Consider the following 24,101-nt stretch of genomic DNA (forward strand, 5'->3'; position numbering starts at 1 on the left):
GGCATTCCTCTTGGAACGCTTTTGCTCCTCGCTCTATCCGCCTGTGGAGGACAGACTGGAGAGAGGTTGGGCCAGACCCTGAAACCAGCCACCGCGGTAAACAGGGCGGTGGACACCTACCCCGACTGGCAATCAGGAAACGCCGACGCCGAATGCACTCAGGCTGGGGTGAACTTTGATGGAGCCTACAAGGTCGACTCACCCACCAGTGGCACCTCCACCTACACCGTGGATTCGTATGGCAACACCATCACCGTGACTCTCTCCAGCGATGGCAAGTACGTGGACTGGAGCTCCACCCTGGCCATGACCGCGGTGATCGTCAAGGGAGGGCCTGGGGCCAACGTCTACCGCTACGATCCCCCCGCCACCTCCGATACCGGCCTCCACGCCCCGCCCAACCAGAAGGGAAACATCCCCAACGTCAGCCACGTGACCTTCTGCTTCCAGTACCGCCTGAGCGTAAGCAAGACGGCCGAAACCCGTTACACCCGTCAGTACTTCTGGGAGATCCAGAAGACCGGCGACCAGACGGAGCTCACCCTGAGCGACGGCCAGGTCTTCCCCGTGAACTACCAGGTGCAGGTGGGGGTCACGGGCTATGAGGAGCGGGACTTCGCCGTAAGCGGCACCATCACCATAGAGAACAACACCCCGATCACCTTTGTGGTGCAAAGCGTCTCCGATGTGGTCACACCGGACATCGCCGCCAGCGTGAACTGTGGGCCCCTCCCCCATACCCTGGCCCCAGGCGGTAGCCTGACCTGCACCTATAGCGCCAGCCTGCCCGACAAGACGAACCGCACCAACATCGCCACCGTCACCTACGTGCGCCAGGGCCAGGACTGGGTGCGCACCGGAAGCGCCACCGCCCCGGTGACCTTCGGTGACCCCACCGCGCTGGTGGACAACCAGGTGAACGTGACCGATGACCGGTACGGCCCCCTGGGTACCGTGAGTGCAGGCGAAGCTCCCAAGACCTTCACCTACACCCTGGAAGTGGGGCCCTACGCATGCCAGGCCCAGGATATGTACCACGCCTTCACCAACACCGCCACCCTCACCACCAACACCACCGACACCGTTAGGTCCTCCAGCTGGACGGTTACGGTAAGGGTGCCCGCCTGCCCCACGGGCTGCACCCTCACCCAGGGTTACTGGAAGACCCACACCAAATACGGTCCCGCCAAGCACCGGGACGCCACCTGGGACCAGATCCTTCCTAGCGGTGAAGACTCCCGCTTCTTCCAGTCCGAGAAGAACTACTACGAGGTTCTCTGGACCCCGCCCTCTGGCGGCAATCCCTACTACCAGCTGGCCCACCAGTACATCGCCGCCAAGCTGAACGTGCTGAAGGGAGCCTACGCTCCGCCCGAGGTGCAGGCGGCCATTGCCTGGGCAGAAAACCAATTCTTTAACCTCTATCCACCCAGCTACAACTTCGGCAAGAGCCTCACCAACCAAGCCCGCTCCTACGCGGGAATCCTGGGCCAGTACAACGAGGGCAGGATCGGCCCCGGGCACTGTAGCGAGTAAGCCTCAAACCCTCCCCATAACCCCCGCCCTAGGGCGGGGGTTATGCTTATAAGCCGATGATGGATCTTTCCTCATGGGATGCCTTCAAGCGGGAACTTACCGCCTGCACCCGCTGCCCACGGCTGGTGGCCCACCGGGAGGAGGTGGGGCGGAAAAAGCGCCGCGCCTTCCAGGATTGGACCTACTGGGCCAGGCCCGTCCCCGGTTTCGGGGACCCCCAGGCACGCCTGGTTCTCTTCGGCCTGGCCCCCGGGGCCCATGGTTCCAACCGCACGGGCCGGCCCTTCACCGGGGATGCCTCCGGAGCCTTCCTCTACCCCCTCCTCTACCAGGCGGGCCTCTCCAGCAAGCCGGAAAGCGAGCCCCACGACGACCTAAGGCTCTACGGAACCTACCTCACCGCCGCCGTGCGGTGTGCTCCCCCGGAGAACAAGCCCACCCGGGAAGAACTCCTGGCCTGTAGCGCCTGGACCCGGGTGGAGCTTGGGCTCCTTCGGGAGGCCAGGGTCTACCTGGCCTTGGGCCGCATCGCCCTCGAGGCCCTCCTGGACCACTTCGGCATGAAGAAGTCCGCCCATCCCTTTTTCCACGGGGCCCACTACCTCCTGCCGGATGGCCGCCACCTCCTGGCCAGCTACCACGTCTCCCGACAGAACACCCAGACGGGAAGGCTCACCCGGGAGATGTTCCTGGAAATCCTGCTAAAGGCTAAAGGCCTCGCCGGCCTTTAAGCCAGGCGGTGAGCTCCGGGTAGGAGAGCACGTTGAGCACCCGCTCGGGCCCTATCCAGGCCCTCTGCGCTGTGCCCACCGCAAGCTCCATGAAGCGCAGGTGCTCCACCTGGTGGGCATCGGTGGAAAGGCTGATCCATAGGCCCATCCCGTAGGCCATGCGGGCCAGATCATCCGGGAGGTCCATGCGGTCGTAATACCCATCGATCTCCACCGCCACGCCCCGTTCCTTGGCCTTTTTAAACACCGCCTCCCAATCCGCCTCAACGGGCGCCCGCCTCCCGATGAGCCGGGCCGTGGGGTGGGCCAGCACGTGCACGAAGGGGTTTTCCAGGGCGCGCAGGATCCTTTTGGTCTGCTCGGCCTTGGAAAGCTTAAAACTTGAGTGGATGGAGATGAGCACCAGATCCAGCTCCCGCAAAACCCAGTCCGGGTAATCCAGGGAGCCATCGGGCCGGATGTCCACCTCGGCCCCCGCCAGCAGGTAGGGAGGACCATGGGTTTCGTTGAAGCGGCGGATGGCCTCTATGCGCTTGAGGGCCTCCTCGGGGGAAGGACCTCCCGCCACCCGCACCGCCGGGGAGTGGTCGGTGACCCCGAGGTACTCGTAACCGAGGGACTTGGCCGCCTGCCAGAGCTCCTCGAGGCTATTCTGCCCGTCGGAGTACGTGGAGTGGACCTGCAAGTCCCCCTTCACCTCGGAAAGCTCGAGAAGCCTGGGAAGCCTTCCCTCCAAGGCTGCCTCGATCTCCCCGTGGTCCTCCCGCAAGGCAGGGGGAATGAAGGGTAGCCCCAGGGCCTCGTAAACCCCTTCCTCCGTCTCCCCTGCCAGGCGCTCTTCGCCCCTAAAAACCCCGTACTCGGAAAGCTTCAAACCCTTTTCCTGGGCCAGGCTCCGAAGCCGGATGGAGTGCTCCTTGCTCCCCGTGAGGTACTGGAGCCCGGAGCCCCAACTCTCGGACGGCACCACCCTCAGATCCACCTGGAGGCCGTTTTTCAAAAACACCGTGGCCCGCTCCTTGCCCTGGGCGTACACCTCCTTCACCTGGGGAAGCTTCACGAACGCCCTCACCACCTCCTCGCTTCTTTCGCTGGCCACCAGGTAGTCCAAGTCCCCCACCGTGTCCTTATACCGCCGGGCAGACCCGCAAAGTTCCGCCCTCTCCACCCCGGGCAGCTCCCGGATGGCAGCGAGGAGGTTCCTCGCCAAGGAAAGCACCGCCCCCAAGGGCCTTCGCTTGCCCGCCACCTGCACCAGGGCCAAGCCCTCCCGGATGCGCTCGGCTTTCTTCTGGCCAAAGCCCTTCAGGCGAAGGAGCTCGCCCCTATCCAGGGCTTCCCTTAGTCTTTCCAGGGAGTCAATGCCCAGCTCGTCGTAGAGCTGCCGGGCGGTCTTGGGTCCCACCCCGGGCACCTCCATCACCGCCAAAACCCCCTTTGGCACCCGCTCCGAAAGCTCCCGGTGCTTTCTAATCTCCCCGGTTTTGAGAAACTCTAAGATCTTTTCCGCCAGATCGGGCCCGATCCCGGGAAGGGCCAGCAGGGCTTCCCTTCCTCCCTTGGCCACCTCCTCAATGGGGGTATCCAGGTCGTACAGGGTGCGAGCCGCCTGGTAATAGGCCCGCACCCTAAAGGGGTTGTCCCCCAAGAACTCGCTCATGAGCCCGATCTCCTCAAAGAGGCGGGCCAGCTCCTGGTTCCTCATGCCCTCACTATACGGGTATACTGGGCCTGCCCATGCCCCCACCGGACCGGTTCCGCAAGGCGGTGTTGGAGATGTTGAAACAGGAGGGCCGGCCCCTTCATTACACCGAGGTGGGCCGCCGCCTGAAGGAGGCAGGGCTCTGGGCCGAGGTGAAGGAGCCGGAAAAGATCGCCAAGATCCGGCTTTCCGCCTTAGCCCGCTGGTCCAGAAGCCCGGTGGTGGCCCTGGGAAAGGGGTTTTACGCCCTCAGGGAAGAAGGCGATACGAGCCCAGAACCTTGAGGTAGTTGGCCCTTTCCAGGGCGGCGGGTTCCGCCACCTTCAGGTAGCTCATCACCCCCCGCATCTCCCCCACGCTTGCGTACTCCTTTTCCTCCATAAAGGCCTTGAGCTCCTCCAGCACGGTGCGGAAGTGCCCGGGCCCCTTTTCCAGGACGGCCGAGGTCATCATCACCACCTGGGCCCCGGCCAGAAGCCCCTTGGCCGCCTCCTTCCCCGAATGCACACCCCCCGTCAAGGCCAGCTCCAGGCCGACCCAGCCGTAGAGGAGGGCGATCCAGTGGATGCGCAAAAGGGCCTCGTAGGGACGCGAAAGGCTTAAGGTAGGCACCACGGAAAGGGTCTCCAGGTCCAAGTCGGGCTGGTAGAAACGGTTGAAGAGGACTAGGGCCCGGGCCCCTGTGGCCTCCACCTGTTTGGCAAAGTGGGCGAAGGCGGTGAAGGCGTGCCCCACCTTGACCGCCACAGGGATTTGCACGCTTTCCACCACCGCCCGGATGGTATCCAGGTACATGGCCTCCACCTCCGCCCCGGAAAGGGCAGGGTCGGTGGGGATGTAGTAGAGGTTAAGCTCTATAGCGTCGGCCCCTGCCTCCTCCAGAAGCTTGGCGTACTCCACCCAGCCCCCCCGGCTGATTCCGTTCAAGCTGGCGATGAGGGGGATGGAAACCCGTTCCTTGGCCCGGGCAAGAAGGTCCAGGTGGCGCTCAGGGGTCAGGCGGTACTCGTGGGCCCGGGGAAAGTAGGAAAGGGCCTCGGCGTAGCTTTCGTGGCCGTAGTGCAGGTAGTGGTCCAGCATCTCCTCCTCGAGGGTCACCTGCTCCTCAAAGAGGGAGTGCATCACGATGGCCGCCGCACCCCCGTCCTCCAGGCGGAGAAACCCGTCCAGCCGCTCCGTAAGGGGTGAGGCCGAGGCCACCAAGGGGTGCTCCAGCTTCAATCCCATGTAGGTGGTGCTGAGGTCCATACCCTCCTCCCTCCTCTAGCTTGGCACGGTTTCCCTTTGGGCCATGCGGGAAAGCCTTTCCCACCTTTCCCGCACCGCTTCCTCCGCCAGCTTTAAGAAGGCCTCGGCCCCCTCGGGGTGGGTCTGGAGGAGAAGCCGGTAGCGGTTTTCCGCGTAGAGGTATTCCCTAAGGGGCAGCGTGGGGGGCTTGGAGTCCAGGATGAGCCCCTGGCCAGGGATGTAGCGGAAGAGGGGCCAGTACCCTGTGCGCTCCGCCAGCCTCTGGTGCTCCATCCCCTTGGCCATGTCGATGCCGTGGGCGATGCAGTGGCTGTAGGCGATGATGAGGGCCGGGCCCTTATGGGCCTCCGCCTCGAGGAAGGCCTTCAGGGTATGGGCGTCGCTGGCCCCCATGGCCACCTGGGCCACGTAGACATGCCCGTAGCTCATGGCCATGAAGGCCAGGTCCTTCTTGGGGGTGGGCTTGCCTGCCGCGGCGAACTTGGCTACCGCCCCCAGACCCGTGGCCTTGGAGGCCTGTCCCCCTGTGTTGGAGTAGACCTCAGTATCCAGGACCAAAACCTTCACGTTGGCCCCGCTGGCCAGCACGTGGTCCAGGCCCCCGTAGCCGATATCGTAGGCCCAGCCATCCCCACCCACAATCCACACGGAATGGGGGATGAGGGCATCCGCCACCGCCAGGAGGTCCTTGGCCCTGGGATCCGCCAGGTCCTTGAGCTCTTCCCTTAGGAGGGCCACATCCTGCCGCCTCTTCTCCACTCCCTCCGGCCCTGTTTCCGCAAGGAGCCTCTCCACCAGCTCCTCCCCCAGGATCTGACGGAAATCCTTAAGCAACTCCCGGGCGTACTCCGCCTTCTTGTCCAAGGCCAGGCGCATGCCGAGGCCGAACTCGGCGTTGTCCTCGAAAAGGGAGTTGGCCCAGGCGGGACCCCGCCCCTCCTTGTTCTTGCTCCAGGGGGTCGTGGGAAGGTTTCCCCCGTAGATGGAGCTGCACCCGGTGGCGTTGGCCACGATGAGGCGGTCGCCGAAGAGCTGGGTTAGTAGCCTCAGGTAAGGGGTTTCCCCGCACCCCGCGCAGGCCCCGGGGAACTCGAACAAAGGCTCCAGAAGCTGCACATCCTTCACGGTGTGGAGCTTAAGGCCGGCCCTGGGGGTTTCCGGCAAGGAGAGGAAGAAGTCCCAGTGCCGGTTCATGGCCTCCCGCACCTCGAGGCGGGGTGCCAGGTTCAAGGCCTTGCGGCTCGGGTTCTGCTTGTCCTTGGCGGGGCAGACCTCCACGCAAAGGGAGCAACCCGTGCAGTCGTCGGGGCTGATGGCCAGGGTAAACTCCCCGGTGAGTTCCTTCCACATGGCCTTGCGGTGGGGGAAACCTTCGGGAGCCTGGGCCAAGGCCTCCTCCGGCACCACCTTGGCCCGGATCACCGCATGGGGGCAGACCAAGACGCACTTGCCGCACTGCACGCACACCTGGGGATCCCAGGTGGGGATGAACTCCGCGATGCCCCGCTTCTCGTACCTGGCCGTCCCCGTGGGGTAGGTTCCATCCGGGGGAAAGGCGGAAACCGGCAAGGTATCTCCCAGCCCCAGGGCAATGGGCCCCAGCACCTCCCGCACAAAGGTCGGCGGGTGGTCCACCATAGGGGGCACCCGTTCCTTTTCCGAGGTGATCCTTCCGGGAATGGGCAGGGGCTCCACCGCCTCAAAACCCAGCTCCACCGCCTGGAAGTTCCTTTCCAGCACCGATCGGCCCCGCTTGCCGTAGCTTTTCTCGATGCCCTTCTTGATGCGGGCCTTGGCCTCCTCCTCGGGCAAGACCCCGGAAAGCTTGAGGAAGGCCGCCTGCATGATGGTGTTGATACGCCCGGGAAGGCCCACCCGCCTGGCCAGCTCGTAGGCGTTGACCACGTAAACCTTGAGGTTCTTCCTCAGGATCTCCTCCTGGACAGGCCTGGGCAAGCGGTCCCAAACCTCCTCCTTGGGGTAGGGGCTGTTGATGAGGACCGTGGCCCCCTCCTCTGCCACCTCCAGCATGGGAAGGCGCTCCAAGAAGCTCCACTGGTGGATGCCCACGAAGCTGGCCTTCTGCACCAGGTAGGGCTTGTTGAGGGGATTTGGCCCAAAACGCAGGTGGCTTACCGTGCGGGAGCCCGACTTCTTGGAGTCATAGACGAAGTGCCCTTGGGCGTAAAGGGGGGTCTCCTCCCCGATGATCTTGATGGTGTTCTTGTTGGCGCTCACGGTGCCATCGGCCCCCAGGGCGAAGAAGACCGCCCGCACCGAGGCCGGATCTTCAAAGTCCACCTGGGGGTAGGAAAGGCTTGTGCCCGTCACATCGTCCACGATCCCCACGGTGAAGCCGTGCCGGGGCTTCTCCTTTTTGAGTTCCTCAAAAACCCCCAGGGCCATGGCCGGGGTAAACTCCTTGGAGGAAAGCCCGTACCTCCCTCCCACCAGAACCGGAACCTCCCCACCCCTAAGGGCAAAAGCCGCCGCCACCTCCTGGAAGAGGGGTTCCCCCACGGCCCCGGGCTCCTTGCCCCGGTCCAGGACGGCCACCCTCTTCACGCTCCGGGGGAAGGAAGCGAGAAAGGCCTCCCCGTGGAAGGGGCGGTAGAGGCGCACCCGCACCATCCCCACCCTTTCCCCTTGCCTCAGGAAGTACTCCACCGCCTCCTCCACCGCCAGGGAGGCCGATCCCATGACCACCACCACCCGCTCCGCCCCCGGGTGGCCGAAGTACTCGTAGGGGGCGTAGCGGCGCCCCGTCACCTGGGCAAAGTGCTCCATGGTTTCGGCCACCACCTGGGGCAGGCGCAGGTAGTAGGGGTTGATGGCCTCCCGGTTCTGGAAGTAGTGGTCGGGGTTTTGCGCGGTACCGCGGATCACCGGGGCCTCGGGGGTCAGGGCACGCCGCCGATAGGCCTCGAGGGCCCCGAAGGGAAAGAGGGCCTTAAGCTCCCGGTCGGAAAGGGGCACGATCTTCTGCACCTCGTGGGAGGTGCGGAAGCCATCCATGGCGTGAAGCACGGGCAGGCTTGCCTTCAGGGCGGTGATGTGGGCGATGCCCGCCAAGTCCTGGGCCGCCTGCACGGAGTCCGACACCAAGATCGCCCACCCGGTGGGCCGCATCGCATAGAGGTCCTGATGATCCCCGAAGATGGACAGGGCATGGGTGGCCAAGGCCCGGGCCGCCACGTGGATGACCCCTGGAAGGGCCTGGCCGGCGATCTTGTACATGTCGGGGATCATGAGCAAGAGGCCCTGGCTGGCGGTGAAGGTGGTGGCCAGCACACCCTCCTGGAGGGCTCCGTGCAGGGCCCCTGCCGCGCCCCCCTCGGACTGCATCTCCACCACTCGGGGCACCAACCCAAACAGATTGGGCTCCCCCTTGGCCGCCCACTCGTCGGAAAGCTCCGCCATGGGGCTGGAAGGGGTAATGGGATAGATGGCGATCACCTCGCTCAGGCGGTAGGCTACCCGGGCCACCGCCTCGTTGCCGTCCACGGTGATGGGGCGCATAGGATTCACCTCGCCTTACCATAAAGGTCCGGGCGGGTGAGGAATGTCCCAACCCTGGCCACGCCTCGGTGTACCATGAGGCCATGCCCCTACGGTATCCCTTGGCCCTCCTCCTCCTTTTGGCGGCTTTCCTCCTCGAGGATTACCGGCCTCCCCTGCTCCTCCTGGCCGGGGTCGTCCTCCTCCTGGGAAGGCCCAAAAGCTGCCCCAGGGCTTGACAGAAACCCCCTGGACCAAAAGACTTGAGGGCGTGAGCGCGTTTCAGGAGAACCTAGAAAGGCTGGCGGATCTGGCCATCCGGGTGGGGCTCAATCTGGAACGAGGGCAGGAGGTCATCGCCACCGCGCCCGTCGAGGCAGTGGACTTCGTGCGCCTCCTGGCGGAAAAGGCCTACGAGCACGGGGCGAGCCTCTTCACGGTCCTCTATGGGGACAACGTCCTTTCCCGGAAGCGCCTTTCCCTGGCTCCGGAGGAGGGCCTGGACAAGGCCCCGGCCTGGCTTTACGAGGGTATGGCCAAGGCCTTCCGGGAGGGAGCGGCGCGGCTTGCGGTTTCCGGTAACGATCCAAGAGCCCTAGAAGGCCTTCCCCCGGAGCGCATCGGACGGGCCCAGCAGGCCCAGAGCCGAGCCTACAAGCCGGCCCTCGAGGCCATTACGGAGTTCGCCACCAACTGGACCATCGTCCCCTTCGCCCATCCCGGCTGGGCCAGGGCGGTCTTCCCGGATCTTCCCGAGGAGGAAGCCGTGGCCAGGCTCTGGCAGGCCATCTTCCAGGCCACCCGGGTGGACGGGCCGGATCCCGTGGCCGCCTGGGAGGCCCACAACCGAAGCCTTCACGAAAAGGTGGCCTTTCTGAACGCCAAGCGCTTTACCGCCCTCCACTTCCAGGGGCCAGGCACGGACCTGACGGTGGGACTTGCGGAAGGCCACCTGTGGCAAGGCGGGGCCACCCCCACCAAAAAGGGACGCATCTGCAACCCCAATCTGCCCACGGAGGAGGTCTTCACTGCCCCCCACCGGGAGCGGGTGGAGGGCGTGGTGCGCTCAACCCGGCCCCTGGCCCTGGGAGGGCAGTTAGTGGAGGGCATCTGGGCCCGGTTTGAAGGGGGGTATGCGGTGGAGGTAGGGGCGGAAAAAGGCCAGGAGGTCCTCCTCAAGGTCCTCGCCACCGACGAGGGAGCCCGCAGGCTTGGAGAGGTGGCCCTGGTACCCGCCGACAACCCCATCGCCCAAACGGGTTTGGTCTTCTTCGACACCCTTTTTGACGAGAACGCCGCCAGCCACATCGCCTTCGGTCAAGCCTATGCGGAGAACCTGGAGGGGCGCCCCACCGGAGAGGAGTTCCGGAAGCGCGGGGCCAACGATAGCCTGGTGCACATCGACTGGATGATCGGCTCTGCGGCGATGCAGGTGGATGGGATTTTGCAGGATGGTACCCGCGTGCCCCTCATGCGCGAGGGGCTTTGGGTGATCTGAAAGCTGGGAGTTTCCTATAGGATCCCGCCGTGGAAATCCCACCGGCGGGATCTAGGCTTCGGATGGCGAGTTGGTGCATAGCTTCACGATGCCATACGCTTGTGCTTTTCTTCCCCCCTATACCCCTTCCAAGGCCTCCCGGAACCAGGCCCCAAGGTCCTCGGGATCCTCCAGCCCCACGGAAACCCGCACCAGCCCCGGGGTAACCCCCGCTTGAAGCCTCCCCTCCTCCGAAAGGCGGCTATGGGTGGTGGTCCAGGGATGCACCAAAAGAGTGCGGGCATCCCCCAGGTTGGCGGCCTTGGGCAGGGGTATGGCCTTCAGGAAACGGCTGGCTGCCTCCTGGCTTCCCAGGTCCAGGGTGAGCATGGGCCCCCCCGAGGCCAGGTACTTCCGGGCCATGGGGTAGGCCGGATCCTCGGGCAGGCCGGGGTAGCGAAGGGACAGGATCTTCGGGTGCCCCTTCAGGACCTCGGCCAGGCGATAGGCGGTTTCGCTCATGCGCCTCACCCGCAGGGCCACGGTTTCCAAACCCTGAAAGAGAAGGTAGGCGTTGAAGGGGGAAAGGGCCATGCCCATAAGGGATAGCCCTAGGGTACGCATCCGTTCCGGATAACACCGAGGTCCCAAAGTCTCCCAGGGAACCTGGCCCCTGGCATCCTTCTCCAGGAACTGGGGATAGTTTTGCCAGATGCGGCTTTCCCTTACCACCACCGCCCCTCCCAGCACGGAGCCGTGGCCGCTTGCCCATTTGGTGAGGCTTTCCACCGCCACGTGGGCCCCCCACTGGAGGGGCTTGGCCAGGGCACCCGCAGCGCCAAAGGTGTTGTCCACCACCAGGGCAATGGCCTTTTCCTCCGCCAAGGAGGCTAAGCCCTCGAGGTCCGGCACCACCAGGGCAGGGTTGGCCATGGTCTCCACGAAAATGGCCCGGGTCCTCTCCGTGAGGGCCTCCCGTACCCGGTCGGGCTCGGGCTCCACATAGCGCACCCTTATGCCCATGGGAGCCAGGACCTGCTGGAAAAGGCCGATGGTCTGGCCGAAAAGCCCCTTGGCCGCCACCACCTCATCCCCCGGGCGCAGGAGGGAAAAGAGGGCGGCAAAGGTGGCCGCCTGGCCCGAGGCGAAGACCAAGGCCTCCATGCCCCCTTCCAGGGCCTTTAACCGCTCCTCCAGGGCCTTGCCGGTGGGGTCCTTCTGCCGGGCGTAAACGTAGCCCTCCCCACTGGCAAAGCGCTCTGCCCCTTCCTCCAGGGTCTTAAAGCCGTAGGCGGCCACCGCGTAGATGGGAAGCACCACCGCCCCGTGGGGGTCCTGGGGCAGACCGGAAAGCACCGCCAGGGTCTCGTACTCCATGCCCTAAGATTACCGGAAAGCCAGCTCGCCCTCAGCTCCCCAAAGGTGGCAAATGCCAAGCCCCCTAACGGAAGGTGAAAGGGCTACCTCCAGCCGGCCACCAAGGCTCCAGGCAAAGCTAACCCCGTTCCACCCCCAAAGCCTTCCAGACCCCTACCGGCTAGCGCACCAGGAGCACGGGGCAAGGGGCCTCTGCCAACACCTTCTGGCTTTGGCTTCCCAGGAAAAGGCTGCCAATCGCCCCCAGGCCCCGGGTACCCATGACGATGAGGTCAGCCTGCTCCCCTATGGCGGCTTCCAGGATGGCCTCCGCAGGGCGTCCCTCGAGGAGAAGGGCATCCTCCCGGGGCACTCCCGTGAGGCCCACGGCCTCCGCCAGGATTTTTTCCGCCCGCTCCAGCCGCCTTTTCAAGGCCTCCTGGAAGAAGGGCTCCCCCAGGTAGTCGGGGACAGGCTCATAGACATGAACCACCACCAGCCTGGCCCCATGGGCCTCGGCTTCCATCTTGGCTATCCTCGCCGCCCGCTTGGCATGGTCCGAACCGTCATAAGCCAGGAGGATGGTCTTGAACATGGCCTAAGCTTATCAGGCCCGGGCCCGTTTTTCCGAAGGAATTTCCACCTTACGCCCGCAACGGCAGGTATCCCCCTCAATCCGGAAAAGGGTGCCGTCCGCCCTGGGATACAGCCAAAGGGTGCCGCAATCAGGGCAACGCACCTCCGCCACCAGGGAACGGATCTCCTCCGGGGAGAAGCGGTACACTTCCCCGCACCAGTGGCAGACCACCTCCGCACCCCCGTCCCTCACGATCATGTCCTCCCGTTCCTCCGGGGTGAAGAAGACCAGGGCCTCGAGGGCCTTCTCCCGGTTGCAACGGCAGCGGAAGCGGGCGGGGATCTCGTTTAAAGGGTAGCCCAGGGCCTTGAGGTCCGTCCTTTCAAAACCCAGGCCAGCAAGAAGCCTTTCCAAAGCAGCTTCCAAGCCCTCCCGCAAGAGGGGCGTGATGCCGCTTAAACCTGCCAGGTTGGCCTCGAGGCGGGAAAGAACCTCCTCGGGAGTGTCCGGCATCACCTGGATGGCCACACCCCCCGCCACCTCCACCTCCCCTTCTCCCTTGACCCGCACCCCTAAGAGGACGGCGGAGGGAATCTGCTCCGACTGCCAAAGGTAGTGGGCGAGATCCTCGGCGATCTCCCCGGAAACCAGGGGCACGGTGCTGGTGTAGACCTCCCCATTCGGAAGGCTCCGGTCCACCCGCAACACTCCGGCCCCGAGGAGTTCCCCCACGTTGAGCTTCCCATCCTCCCGCAAGGGCACCTCCGCCCTCGGGTTTCGCACGTACCCCCGGACGTTTCCAGCCGCATCCGCCTCGGCCACGAGCCCGCCCAAGGGCCCCGTGCCCTCGATGCGCAGGGTTATCCGCTCCTTGGGCGTCTTTAGGAGGAGCTGCGCCAGCAGCAAGGCCCCGGTCATGGCCCGGCCCAGGGCGGCGGTGGCAGTGGGGGAAAGCCCGTGGCGGCGCCGGGCTTCCTCCACCACATCCCCTGTGTCCGCGGCCACCACCCTAAGCTGGCCACCCCCTGCCAAGCCCCTCAGGATCCTGCCCATACCCCGCCATTATGCCATGGGCCTATAATCCCCCATATGGGCCTGCGCATCTACGACACCTTGCAAAGGAGCAAAGTGGACTTCACCCCCGCCACCCCGGGGCACGTGGGGATCTATGTCTGCGGCCCCACCGTATACTCCGACCCCCACCTGGGCCATGCCCGGGGACCCATTGTTTACGACGTGCTCCGCCGCTACCTGCTCCACCAAGGCTACCGGGTGCGCTTCGTCTCCAACATCACCGACGTGGGCCACCTTACCGACGACGCCGACCAGGGGGAGGACAAGATTGAGCGCCGGGCCAAGCTGGAAAGGCTCGAACCCATGGAGGTGGCGGAGAAGTACACCTGGAGCTACTTTGACGCCATCACTGCCCTAAACGTACTCCGGCCCTCCATCGCCCCCAGAGCCAGCGGCCACATCCCGGAGCAGATCGAGCTCACGGAAAGGCTTTTAAAGCTGGGCTTCGCCTACGAGCGCAAGGGTAGCGTCTACTTCCGCGTACGGGCCTTTCCCGAGTACGGGAAGCTTTCGGGAAAGCGCCTGGAGGAGCTTAGAGCCGGGGCCAGGGTGGAGGTGCGGGAGGAGAAGGAAGACCCCCTGGACTTCGCCCTTTGGAAAGCCGCCGAGCCCGGCCACATCATGCGCTGGAAAAGCCCCTGGGGGGAGGGGTACCCGGGCTGGCACATCGAGTGCACCGCCATGAGCCTCAAGTACCTGGGGGAAGGGTTTGACATCCACGCTGGGGGCATAGACCTCCAGTTTCCCCACCACGAGTGCGAGATCGCCCAGGCAGAGGCTGCAGGCTACCGCTTCGCCCGCCACTGGATGCACCACAACCACGTGCTCCTGGAAGGGGAAAAGATGGCCAAGAGCACGGGGAACCTGGTCCTCCTTCACGACCTCCTTAAGGCCCACGAGCCCATGGCCCTGCGCTTTTACCTCCTCCAGACCCACTACCGGAGCCCCATGGACTTCACCTGGGAGGGCCTCGAGGCGGCCAAGCGAGGCTATGCCCGCCTCCTCCAAGCCTACCGCGAGGTGCGGACCCGCCTGAATGCGGCGCACCCTGGGATCACCCCGGAACTGGAAAGGGCCTTGGATGCCCTGGAAAAGGATTTCCTGGAGGCCATAGAGGACGACCTCAGCACCCCCGAGGCCCTGGCCGCCTTCTTCACCTTCCTCCCCGAGCTCAACAAGCTTCTCCCTGAGGCCAAGAGGGACACCCTGAGGCGAACCGCCCAGGTCTTCCACACCCTGGGGGAAGGCATCCTGGGCCTCTTCCCCGAAAGGGTTCTGGAGGAGAAGGTGTCCGGGCCCCTTCTGGAGGGGTTAGTGGCCCTTCTTCTGGAACTCAGGGAAGAAGCCCGGCGGGCCAAGGACTACGCCAAAAGCGACCTCATTCGGGAAAGGCTCAAATCCCTGGGCATCATCGTGGAGGACACCAAGGAAGGCCCCAAGTGGCGGATTGGCTTGGAGTAGCCTAACCAAAGCAGGTCCACGGGGTAGCGGAGGCAACCCAATAACAACCCCTGCCGGGGCCAGGCCCCGGCAGGGAAACGCCCAGGTTCAGCGGGGGATCGGGTAGCCCTCCGCCTCGAGGACCGCCCCCGCCACCTCCCGCCTCAAGGCCACCAGGTCCACGGGCTCATGCTTGGTGAGCCTCCGGGCTGCGGAGTACACCACCCGGGCCTCATCCCCTTCCACCAAGCGGGGCAGGACGGAAAGAGCCCAGGCCTGGGCCCGGTCCAGGGCCTGGAGCAGGTATAGCCGGGCCATGGCAGGCGCAACCCCTCCAAGCCTCCTGGCCCTCAGGAGGGCGCTTTCAGCGGCGTAAGCGTCGATCAGGATGTCCGCCACCGCTCCCAGGACCTCCTGCTCCTCCTCCACCTTCTGCCCGTACTTCTGGGCCGCAAGGCCCGCCACCATGAGGGCGAGCTTCTTGAGCCCCGCCACCTGGTGGGCCTCGAGGTCCTCGGGCTCCTCAAAGCTCGGCTCCAGAAGCTCCTTCTGAAGCTTCATGGCCGCCTGGAAGAGGGGTAGCTGCCCCTTCAGGGCCCTTCTCAGGAGCATCCCGGGGATGAGAAGGCGGTTGATCTCGTTGGTGCCCTCAAAGATGCGGTTGATGCGAGCATCCCGGTAGGCCCTCTCGATGGGGTACTCCTGGGAGTAGCCGTAGCCCCCGTGGATCTGCACCCCTTCGTCCACCACGTAGTCCAGCACCTCGGACCCCAGCACCTTGATGATGCTGGCCTCCACCGCATACTCCTCGATCCCCGCCATCACCGCTTCAGGCCCCTTCTTGCCCTGAAGGGCCTCGTCGATCAGGCCCACGGTGCGGTAGACGGCGCTTTCGGCGGCGTAGATGCGGCTCGCCATCTCCCCCAGCTTGTGCTGGATCAGGCCGAAGCTCCCGATGGGCCGGCCGAACTGGTGGCGCTCCTTGGCGTACTTGGCGGAAAGCTCCAGGGCCCGCTTGGCCCCGCCCACCGCCCCCGCCCCCAGCTTGTACCGGCCCACGTTGAGGACGTTGAAGGCGATCTTGTGCCCCTTGCCGATCTCCCCCAGGACGTTTTCCACGGGGACCTTCACGTCCTCGAGGATCACCTGGCGGGTGCTGGAGGCCTTGATGCCCATCTTCTTCTCCTCAGGGCCGAAGGAAAGCCCGGGAGTATCCCGCTCCACCAGGAAGGCGGTGAAGTGCTCCCCATCCACCTTGGCGAAGACGGTGAAGAGGTTGGCAAAGCCCGCGTTGGAGATCCACTGCTTGACCCCGTTCAGGACGTAGTGCCTGCCGTCCGCCGAAAGGGTGGCCCGGGTCTTGGCCGCCAGGGCATCCGAGCCCGAGCCCGGTTCCGTGAGGCAGTAGGCGGCGATCCACTCCCCGCTCGCCAGCTTGGGGAGATACTTCCGCTTCTGCTCCTCGGTGCCGAAGTAGACCAGGGGCAGGGTGCCGATGGAGGTGTGGGCCCCGTAGGTGACGGAAAAGCCCCCCGTGCCCGATAGTTCCTCCGCCACCACCGTGGAGATCACCTTGGGAAGGTCCAGCCCCCCGTACTCCTCGGGCACATCGATCGCAAGGAGCCCCAGCTCCCCTGCCTTCCGCATGAGGGGCACGTTGAGCTCCAGCTCCCCGTGCTCCATGCGTTCCAAAAGGGGCAGCACCTCCTTCTCCACGAAGGTGCGGGTGGTGCGGGCGATCTCCTTGACGCTCTCGTCGAAGTCCTCGGGAGTGTAGACCCGCTCGGGGGCCTCCAACAACCAACCCCCACCCTTCTGCCAAAGCTTCTTCTCCTCCGTCATGGCTCCCTCCTAGGCTGGGTAAACCTCAAAGACCCCGGCGGCCCCCATGCCGCCGCCGATGCACATGGTCACCAGGCCGTACCCCCCACCCCGCTTCCCCAGCTCGGCGATGAGCTGGGCGGTGAGCTTGGCCCCCGTGGCCCCCAAGGGGTGTCCCAGGGCGATGGCCCCGCCGTTCACGTTGGTCCTCTCCTCGGGCATTTCCAGGGTGCGCATCACCGCCAGTACCTGGGCGGCGAAGGCCTCGTTGAACTCGATGAGGCTGATCTGGTCCAGGCTCAGGCCTGCCCGCTTCAGGGCCTTGGGCACCGCCTTGATGGGGCCTATGCCCATGACATCCGGCTCCACCCCGGCCACGGCGAAGCTGATGAAGCGGGCCAAGGGTTTCAGGCCCAGGGCCTCCGCCTTCTCCCGGCTCATGACCACCACCGCCGCCGCCCCATCGGAGTAGGGGCTTGCGTTCCCCGCCGTCACGGTGCCGCCCTTTTTGAAAGCAGGCCGGAGCTTGGCCAAGGCCTCCAGGGAGGTCTCGGGCCTCACGGTTTCGTCCCGTTCAAACAGGGTTTCCTCCACCACCTTCTTGGTTCCCTGGTAGCGCACCTTGGGTACCCGGATGGGCACCACCTCGGTAAACCGACCCTCGGCCCAGGCCTTGGCCGCCATTTGGTGGCTTCTCAGGGCCCAGCGGTCCTGGTCCTCCCGGCTGATGCCAAAGCGCTCCGCCACCCTCTCGGCGGTGAAGCCCATGCCGATATAGGTGGAGTACCCTTCCGGAGTCCACTCCGTGGGGGTGAGGTCGGGGTGGAGGCGGGTGTGGTAGCCCGACATGGGCACCTGGCTCATCATCTCCACCCCACCCGCCAGCACCGCATCCGCCATCCCGGTCATCACCGCCTGGGCGGCCATGGCGATGGTCTGGAGGCCACTGGAGCAAAAGCGGTTGATGGTGGCTCCCGCCACATCCACGGGAAAGCCCGCCCTTAAAAGGGCCAGGCGGGCGATATTCAGCCCCTGGACCGCCTCGGGCATGGCGCAACCCCAGAGGACATCCTCGAGCTCCTTGGGATCCAGGCCCACCCGCTCCACCGCCTGCCCCATCACCTGGGCCGAGAGGTCCACGGGATGCAAGGTGGCCAAGGCTCCATCCTTCTTGCCCCGGGCCACGGGGCTCCGCACTGCACTGACGATTACCGCTTCCCGCATGGTTCCACCTCTTTAGTTCCTAAGGGGCTTGCCCGTCTTCAAGGTGTAGGCGATCCGCTCCTGGGTCTTCCGGGTGCCGAGGAGCTTCAAGAAAGCCTCCCGTTCCAAATCCAGAAGGTCCCATTCGGAAACCTCCCGCGCCGGGCCTTCCCCACCCGTGAGCACCTGGGCGATCTCCAGGCCGATTCGCATGTCGTGGTCCGTGATCTCCCCTGCCTCCCGGAAGGCCCAAACCGCATAGCGCAGGTTGCCCAGGGCCTCGCTACCCAGGACGCGGATCCTGGGGGGAAGGGGCGGGCGGTAGTCCGGGGCCAGCTCCAGAACCCGCCGCTTGGCGTCAGCGATGAGGAAATCCCGGTTCATGCTGATCCGGTCCCGGTCCCTCAAGAAGCCCATCTTGCGGGCCTCGAGGGCACTGGTGGAGGTCTTGGCCAAGGCGATGAGGTTGAAGGCCCGCTTCACCCCCTCAAAGGGATCCGCCTCCTCGTAGGGCTCGAGCTCCTGGGTAAACCGGAGGAGCACTTCCTTGGTGCCACCCCCAGCGGGCAGGAGCCCCACCCCGGCCTCCACCAAGCCCATGTAAAGCTCCGCATGGGCCTGGACGCTATCCGCATGCAAGGTAAACTCCGCCCCGCCCCCCAGGGTCAGGCCGAAGGGGGCCACCACCACTGGGAAGGGGCTATAGCGCAAGGACATGGAAGCCTTCTGGAACTGCCGCACCGCCAGGGAAAGCTCGTCCCAGTCCCCTTCCTGGGCCAGGGAGAGGATCAAGGCCAGGTTGGCCCCGGCGGAGAAGGCCCTCGGGTCCTCGTTGCCGATGACCAGGCCCACATAGCCCTTTTCCTCCACATACTCCAGGCTCTTCTGGAGCATGCGGATCACACCCTCCCCGATGGCGTTCATCTTGGTGCGGAACTCCAAAAGGGCCACCCCATCCCCGAGGTCCAGCAGGGCCGCCTCCTTGCCCTCCAGCAGGGTCTTGCCCTCGGACTTGAGGGCTTTCAGGGAAATAACCCCTTCCCGTTTGGGCAAGGGGTGGTAGGCCCCGTCAAAACCCAGGTAGGTACCGTTTCGGTAGAAGGCCCCCTGGGCCTTGCCCAAAAGCTCGGGCTTGGGAAGGCCGTGCTCCACGAAAAGGGCCTCGAGGCGCCCGTGGCCCAGGGCATCCATGTTCTTGAAGGGCCCTTCCTCCCAGCCGAAGCCCCACTCCAGGGCCTGGTCCACGGAAACCAGGTCGTAGGCGATCTCGGAAGCCTTCTCCAAGGTGTAGTGGGCGGTGCGGGCGAAAAGCTCCCTGAGGAAGGCCCCGTACTTGCCGGGAAGCTCCACCACCTTGGGAAGCCTTTCCGCCAGGGGCAGGTCCCGAAGGGCCTTAAGCTCCGGGAGGTCCACCTTGGCCCGGGGCACGTACTCTAGGGTGCGGTAATCCAGGGTGTAGATCTCCCCGTTTACCCGTTTGTAAAACCCCGCACCCGATTTCTCCCCAAGCCGGCCTTCCTCCACCAGGCGCAGAACCCAGTCCGGCAGGGCGAAGTCCTCCCCGGTGGCCTGGGCCAGCTCCTCCGTAACCAGCTTCAACACATCCAGCCCCGTGAGGTCAGCGGTGCGGAAGGTGGCGGAGTTGGGTCGGCCCAGAAGGGGCCCCGTGAGGGCATCCACCTCGTCGATGCTGAGGCCGTGCTTTTCCATAAGGCGCACCGCCTGCACCATGCCGTAAACCCCAAGCCGGTTGGCGATGAAGCCGGGGGAGTCCTTGGCCAGGACCGTGCCCTTGCCCAGGATGCGCTCGCCGAAGCGGCGGATTTCCTGGAGCACCTCCGGGTCGGTCTCGGGGGTGGGGATGAGTTCCAGCAGGCGGAGGTAGCGGGGTGGGTTAAAGAAGTGGGTGCCCAAAAAGCGGCGGCGAAAGGCCTCCGATCGCCCTTCCAAAAGCACCCGCATGGGGATCCCGCTGGTGTTGGAGCTGATGATGGCCGTGGGTTTTAGGATGGCCTCGAGTCGCTCGTAAAGGGCCCGCTTGGGCTCGGGCTTCTCGATGATGGCCTCCAGCACCCAATCGCAGTCCGCCAGCTTCCCCAGGTCGTCCTCGGTGTTGCCGATTTCCACATAGCGGGCCAGATCAGGGTCCATGAAGGCTGCGGGCTTGGCCTTCAAGGCCCTCTCCAGGCCCCTTTTGGCCAGCTCGTTGCGGTCCTCCTTGCCCGGGATGTCCAAAAGGACCACCGGGATCCCGGCGCTTACCACCAAAGCGGCAATCCCGCTCCCCATGGTTCCCGCGCCCACCACGCCTACCTTCTTGATCATGGCCACCTCCTTATACTGAGTCAAAGTTTACGGCAGGTTTAGCGGGCTTGTCAAAGGGGTCTGTTACCAACACAAAGTGGGCCACTGAACCCACCTGCCTATAACCGCCCCAGAAGCAGCAGGTTCCGGCCAACGCGCTAGGCCCAGCGTAAGTGGGGAAATCGGTGCGGTGCGCTTTTAGCCAGAGAGCTCAGCTTATAGCTGAAACTTTTCAACCTGATCCCGAACCCCTAGTTATCGGCGAAGAGGTACAGGGCCTGGAGCAAAGCCTCGGGGTAGTCCCGGGGCTTTAAGCCCTTTTTCTCCAAGCGAAAGCCCGGAGGATACTGGGTAAGCTCGACCCGGAAGGGAAGTTGCCTCAAAGCCTTGGCGTTATAGTCCAGGGGCCAGCGGGGAAAGATGACCTGGAGGTGGGTAAGGTCCTCCGTGATGGAGACCACCCCTTTCCGCTCCGCCACCAGGCGGAGCCGGGCAAGGGCCAGGAAGTTTTCCGCCTCCTCGGGAAGGGGGCCATACCGGTCCTTGAGCTCCCTGGCGATGCGGGAAACCTCCGCCAGGCTCCGGGCCTCGGCCAGGCGGCCGTAGTAGCGGCTACGGCCCTCGAGGCTCGGCACGTACTCCGCAGGAAGCCGGGCGGAAACTCCCAGGTCCAGGGTAACGTGCCTTCTCTCCTCCTTGGCCTCGCCCTTGAGCTTGCGAATGGCCTCCTCCAGAAGCTCGCTGTAGACCTCGAGGGATAGGGCCCGGATATGCCCGTGTTGCTCAGGGCCCAGGAGATTCCCCACGCCGCGGATTTCCATGTCCTTCTCCGCCAGGAGATGGCCGCTTCCCAGGTCGGAAAGATCAGCGATGGCGTTGAGGCGCTTTTCCGCCGCCTCGGTGAGCCTGGGAGGATGGAAGAGGTAGGCGTAGGCCTCCTGCTCCCGCCGCCCCACCCGGCCCCGGAGCTGGTACAAGGTGGCCAGGCCCAGACGGTCAGCCCGCTCAATGAGGATGGTGTTGGCCTCGCCCACGTCCAGGCCCGACTCGATGATGGTGGTGGCCAGAAGGACATCGTAAGCTCCCTCGGCAAAGAGGAGCATGGTCTCCTCCACTAGGCCCTCGGGCATCTGGCCGTGGACCACCCCGATGCGGGCTTCGGGCACCAGGTTTTCCAGGTAGCGCCTTCTCGCCTCGATGGAGGCCACCCGGTCGTGCACGTAAAACACCTTGCCTCCCCTTTCCAGCTCAAAGAGGATGGCCTCGCGTACCCAAAGGGGGTCAAAGGGAGCCAGGAAGGTGCGAATGGGCTTCCGGCCTGGCGGTGGGGTTTTGATGCTAGATAGGTCCTTCAGGCCCACCAGGGCGGAATAAAGGGTACGGGGGATGGGCGTGGCAGAGAGGTAAAGGGTATCCACCTCGGCCCTCAGCTCCCGGATCCGCTCCTTCTGCGCCACCCCGAAGCGGTGTTCCTCGTCCACAATCAAAAGCCCGAGATCCTTAAAGCGCACGTCGGGCTGGAGAAGACGGTGGGTGCCGATGACGATGTCCAGGGTGCCCTTTTCCAAGCCCTCCAGGATGGACTTCTCCTCTTTCTCGGGGGTAAAGCGGGAAAGCACCCCGATGCGCACGGGAAGCCCGGCAAACCGCTCCCGGAAGGTCTTGCCATGCTGCTCCGCCAAAAGGGTGGTAGGCACCAAAAAGGCCACCTGGACCCCGTGCCCCACCACCCGGTGAGCGGCCCGGAGGGCAATCTCCGTCTTGCCAAAGCCCACGTCCCCGGAGATGAGCCGGTCCATGGGGAAAGGAGCCTCTAGGTCCCGCAAGACCTCCTCCAAGGCCTGTTTCTGGTCCGGGGTGAGCTCGTGGAGGAAGCCCCTCTCGATAAGGGGATCCCACTCCAGCAAGGGAGGAAAGGCCCGGCCCGGGGTAGCCTTCCGCTTGGCCTGAAGGATGAGAAGCCGTGCCGCCAACTCCTCCACATCCTTCCTGGCCTTCTCCTTAAGCCGCTGCCACTCCCCTTTGCCCAGGGAAGAAAGTTCCGGAGGGTCATCCGTGGTGCCGGGATGGCGCTTGAGAAGGGGCAGCTGCTCCACCGGAAGGTAAAGCTTCCCCTCCCCCTTGTAGCGGAGGACCAGGTAGTCCCGCCTAACCCCCAGGACCTCCCGGGTTTCCAAGCCCAGGTACTGGCCCACGCCGTGGTCGGGGTGGATGAGGAAATCCCCAGGGGAGAGAGCCCCGGGGTCGGTAAGCCCCTCCCCCACCCGCAACCTGGCCCGCACCGCACCGGTGGCAAACACCAAGGCCTCGGTGAGGAAAACCTCCTCCCCCCACTCCGCCCCCCCCTCGAAGGCTCCCCTGAAAAGGGAAAGCTGGCCTTTGGGACCCGGAAACCGCTCGGGTACCTGGGGATGAAAGGGGGCAAGCCGCCTTTTCAGGTAGTCCAGGGTGCGTTCGTGGGCCACGAAGAGGCTAACCCGCCTCCCCTCCCCAAGCCAGCGGGCAAGGTCCTTTTCCAGGGATTTAAGGCTTCCCCTGTACGGGGGGAGGGGCCTCACCCCCAGGTCCAAGGGAGGAACCTCCACCCCGCTCCCCAGGGCCACCACCTGACGCCCCCTTAAAAGGGACCAAACCTCCTTGGGGGCCAGGGCTGGGGTGTCCAGGTACACGGGGCCAGGAAAGTGGAGGAGTTTTCTGGAGGTAAAGGCTTCGGCCTTGCCCGGCTTGGGTAGAAGGATATGCCGCCTGCGTTCCTCCCCCTCCACCAAAAGCCTCTCAAGCTCTTCCCCGAAGAACTCCAGCCGGACCCCGGAAAGCTCCAGCACTTCCCCCAGCACCCGGTAATCCTCATCCCGGGCGTACCCCATGCGCAGGAGGCGGTCCAGTAGCTCCCCTCGAGGATAGCTTCGGCCCACCTCCAAAACGAGCCGCCAGGCGGAGGGGTCCTCAGGAAAGGGAGCGAGGGCCTCCTCGTAACTCATCACGATGAGGGCCCGCTCCTCCCAGGCCTCGAGGCCGGGGTTCACGTAAACCGGCACGCCAAAGGCCAGGAGGTCCCGGTAGCGCCTCAAGCGCTCCTCTGGGGCCAGAAGGAGGGCCGGGGGCCTCTCCCGGGCAAAAATCAAGGCCGCCACCACCTGGGGCAGGGCCAGGCGGTGCCCGTAATACCGTTCCAGGGCGATCTCCATGGGCAAGAAACATCCGCCCCCTCTGACCCGGGAGCCGGAGGGGGCACCCTTGGCCTATTCTATCGAGTACGCATGGATGGCTATGGCCCCAAGACCCACGTTGGCGGCGATGGTGGCTCCGCTTCGCGTGATGCGCCCCTTTTCCAGGCGCAAAGCGCCCTCCAAGCTCTTCTTCAAGCCTTCAATCCACTCGCTCTTGGCATCGGTGTGGGCAATGGTGATGCGGGCCGGTTTTCCTTGAAGCTCCTCGAGGACCAGCCGGGCAAGAACCTCGGGCACCGCACCCTCCCTGGCCACCTTGAGAAACCGGATATGCCCCTTCTCTATACGCAAAATGGGGCGAAGGCCCAGAAGGTTACCCACCACCTCGCCGAATCGGGGAAGCCGGCCGTTCCGGGCCAAGTGGGATAAATCGGCCACGCTGAAGTACAGGCTGGAATGCTTTAGCCTCTCCCACTCCCGCACCACAGCCTCCTCCTCCGCTCCCTTCCTCAGCATCTCCACCGCCCTCAGCACCATGGCCCCAAGCCCAGCGGATACCATGCCCGAGTCCACCACCCGGATGCGGGTGGGAGCCACCTTCAAGGCTGCTTCCCGGGCCCTGTCCACGGTTTTGGAGAGCTCCCCGGAAACATGCAGGGAAAGAACGCGGTCATAAATCTGGAGGTAGCGCTCGTAAACCTCGGCAAAGTCCTCCACCCCTGGAGGCTCGGTCACGGGCTCGGCCCCTGCCCGTATGGCCTGATAGAGGGCATCCGGGGTAAGCTCCCGCCAATCCTTGTACCTCCTGCCCCCCAGGTGCACATAGATGGGCACCAGGCCCACCGCCTCCTCTTCTAGGAACCGCGGGGACAGGTCCGCTGCGGTATCAGTCACCAGACCCAGTTCCACGTACCCCATCTTATACCGGGTAAAAGAAGATCTCGGCTATAATGGCCGGTGGGTT

Annotated in this window: 17 protein-coding genes; 6 read left to right on the forward strand and 11 right to left on the reverse strand. The window is 64.9% G+C overall.

The window, feature by feature from the left end; translation table 11 throughout:
- The first annotated feature begins 108 nt into the window (after window positions 1–108).
- The gene (locus KQ693_RS09610) at window positions 109–1,536 is read left to right on the forward strand and encodes a hypothetical protein (RefSeq protein ID WP_267261092.1); all 1,428 of its coding nucleotides are present in this window, start codon (window positions 109–111) and stop codon (window positions 1,534–1,536) included.
- A 59-nt stretch (window positions 1,537–1,595) separates the two neighbouring features.
- A complete protein-coding gene (locus KQ693_RS09615; RefSeq protein ID WP_267261093.1) occupies window positions 1,596–2,267 on the forward strand; it encodes a type-5 uracil-DNA glycosylase in 672 nt (223 codons plus the stop codon).
- Here the strand turns inward: KQ693_RS09615 and polX are convergent.
- Window positions 2,245–3,972 carry a DNA polymerase/3'-5' exonuclease PolX gene (polX, locus tag KQ693_RS09620; protein ID WP_267261094.1) on the reverse strand — a complete coding sequence of 576 codons (1,728 nt, stop codon included), beginning with the start codon at window positions 3,970–3,972 and terminating at the stop codon, window positions 2,245–2,247. The genes KQ693_RS09615 and polX overlap by 23 nt on opposite strands.
- A 32-nt stretch (window positions 3,973–4,004) precedes the next feature.
- On the opposite strand from polX, the gene KQ693_RS09625 reads away from it, so the two are divergent.
- Complete coding sequence (locus KQ693_RS09625) at window positions 4,005–4,253, forward strand: hypothetical protein (protein ID WP_015717202.1); 249 nt, start codon at window positions 4,005–4,007, stop codon at window positions 4,251–4,253.
- Here KQ693_RS09625 and KQ693_RS09630 read toward each other — a convergent pair.
- Together KQ693_RS09630 and nifJ are read right to left on the reverse strand one after the other, a co-directional pair.
- On the reverse strand, window positions 4,219–5,217 hold the full coding sequence (locus KQ693_RS09630) for a dihydroorotate dehydrogenase-like protein (protein WP_267261095.1): 999 nt from the start codon (window positions 5,215–5,217) through the stop codon (window positions 4,219–4,221). The genes KQ693_RS09625 and KQ693_RS09630 overlap by 35 nt on opposite strands.
- 15 nt (window positions 5,218–5,232) lie before the next feature.
- Window positions 5,233–8,736, reverse strand: a complete 3,504-nt coding sequence (nifJ, locus tag KQ693_RS09635; protein ID WP_267261096.1) for a pyruvate:ferredoxin (flavodoxin) oxidoreductase — start codon at window positions 8,734–8,736, stop codon at window positions 5,233–5,235.
- Between the two features lie 83 nt (window positions 8,737–8,819).
- Here nifJ and KQ693_RS09640 point away from each other — a divergent pair, with 83 nt between their 5' ends.
- Window positions 8,820–8,954 carry a hypothetical protein gene (locus tag KQ693_RS09640; protein WP_267261097.1) on the forward strand — a complete coding sequence of 45 codons (135 nt, stop codon included), beginning with the start codon at window positions 8,820–8,822 and terminating at the stop codon, window positions 8,952–8,954.
- Window positions 8,955–8,986: 32 nt separating this feature from the next.
- Complete coding sequence (locus KQ693_RS09645) at window positions 8,987–10,213, forward strand: aminopeptidase (RefSeq protein ID WP_267261098.1); 1,227 nt, start codon at window positions 8,987–8,989, stop codon at window positions 10,211–10,213.
- A gap of 117 nt (window positions 10,214–10,330) precedes the next feature.
- Here KQ693_RS09645 and KQ693_RS09650 read toward each other — a convergent pair whose 3' ends face one another.
- From KQ693_RS09650 to hslO, 3 genes are all read right to left on the reverse strand, one after another.
- Window positions 10,331–11,569, reverse strand: coding sequence for an O-acetylhomoserine aminocarboxypropyltransferase/cysteine synthase family protein (locus tag KQ693_RS09650; RefSeq protein WP_267261099.1), 1,239 nt, complete (start codon window positions 11,567–11,569; stop codon window positions 10,331–10,333).
- Between the two features lie 160 nt (window positions 11,570–11,729).
- Window positions 11,730–12,143 (reverse strand): universal stress protein, encoded by a 414-nt coding sequence (locus KQ693_RS09655; RefSeq protein ID WP_219759124.1) that lies wholly within the window; start codon window positions 12,141–12,143, stop codon window positions 11,730–11,732.
- 12 nt (window positions 12,144–12,155) lie between these two features.
- Window positions 12,156–13,178, reverse strand: coding sequence for an Hsp33 family molecular chaperone HslO (hslO, locus tag KQ693_RS09660; RefSeq protein WP_267261100.1), 1,023 nt, complete (start codon window positions 13,176–13,178; stop codon window positions 12,156–12,158).
- Window positions 13,179–13,214: 36 nt separating this feature from the next.
- On the opposite strand from hslO, the gene cysS reads away from it, so the two are divergent.
- A complete protein-coding gene (cysS, locus tag KQ693_RS09665) occupies window positions 13,215–14,660 on the forward strand; it encodes a cysteine--tRNA ligase (RefSeq protein ID WP_267261101.1) in 1,446 nt (481 codons plus the stop codon).
- Window positions 14,661–14,747: 87 nt separating this feature from the next.
- On the opposite strand, the gene KQ693_RS09670 is transcribed toward cysS, so the two are convergent.
- The 5 genes from KQ693_RS09670 to KQ693_RS09690 form a co-directional block, all read right to left on the reverse strand.
- A complete protein-coding gene (locus KQ693_RS09670; RefSeq protein ID WP_267261102.1) occupies window positions 14,748–16,481 on the reverse strand; it encodes an acyl-CoA dehydrogenase family protein in 1,734 nt (577 codons plus the stop codon).
- A 9-nt stretch (window positions 16,482–16,490) separates the two neighbouring features.
- Window positions 16,491–17,684, reverse strand: a complete 1,194-nt coding sequence (locus tag KQ693_RS09675; RefSeq protein ID WP_267261103.1) for a thiolase family protein — start codon at window positions 17,682–17,684, stop codon at window positions 16,491–16,493.
- 12 nt (window positions 17,685–17,696) lie between these two features.
- Complete coding sequence (locus tag KQ693_RS09680; protein WP_267261104.1) at window positions 17,697–19,988, reverse strand: 3-hydroxyacyl-CoA dehydrogenase/enoyl-CoA hydratase family protein; 2,292 nt, start codon at window positions 19,986–19,988, stop codon at window positions 17,697–17,699.
- Window positions 19,989–20,218: 230 nt separating this feature from the next.
- On the reverse strand, window positions 20,219–23,155 hold the full coding sequence (gene mfd, locus KQ693_RS09685; protein ID WP_267261105.1) for a transcription-repair coupling factor: 2,937 nt from the start codon (window positions 23,153–23,155) through the stop codon (window positions 20,219–20,221).
- Between the two features lie 54 nt (window positions 23,156–23,209).
- Window positions 23,210–24,055, reverse strand: coding sequence for a DegV family protein (locus KQ693_RS09690; RefSeq protein ID WP_267261106.1), 846 nt, complete (start codon window positions 24,053–24,055; stop codon window positions 23,210–23,212).
- Between the last annotated feature and the right edge of the window lie 46 nt (window positions 24,056–24,101).

The organism is Thermus brevis (assembly GCF_026427635.1).
Classification (GTDB): domain Bacteria; phylum Deinococcota; class Deinococci; order Deinococcales; family Thermaceae; genus Thermus; species Thermus antranikianii.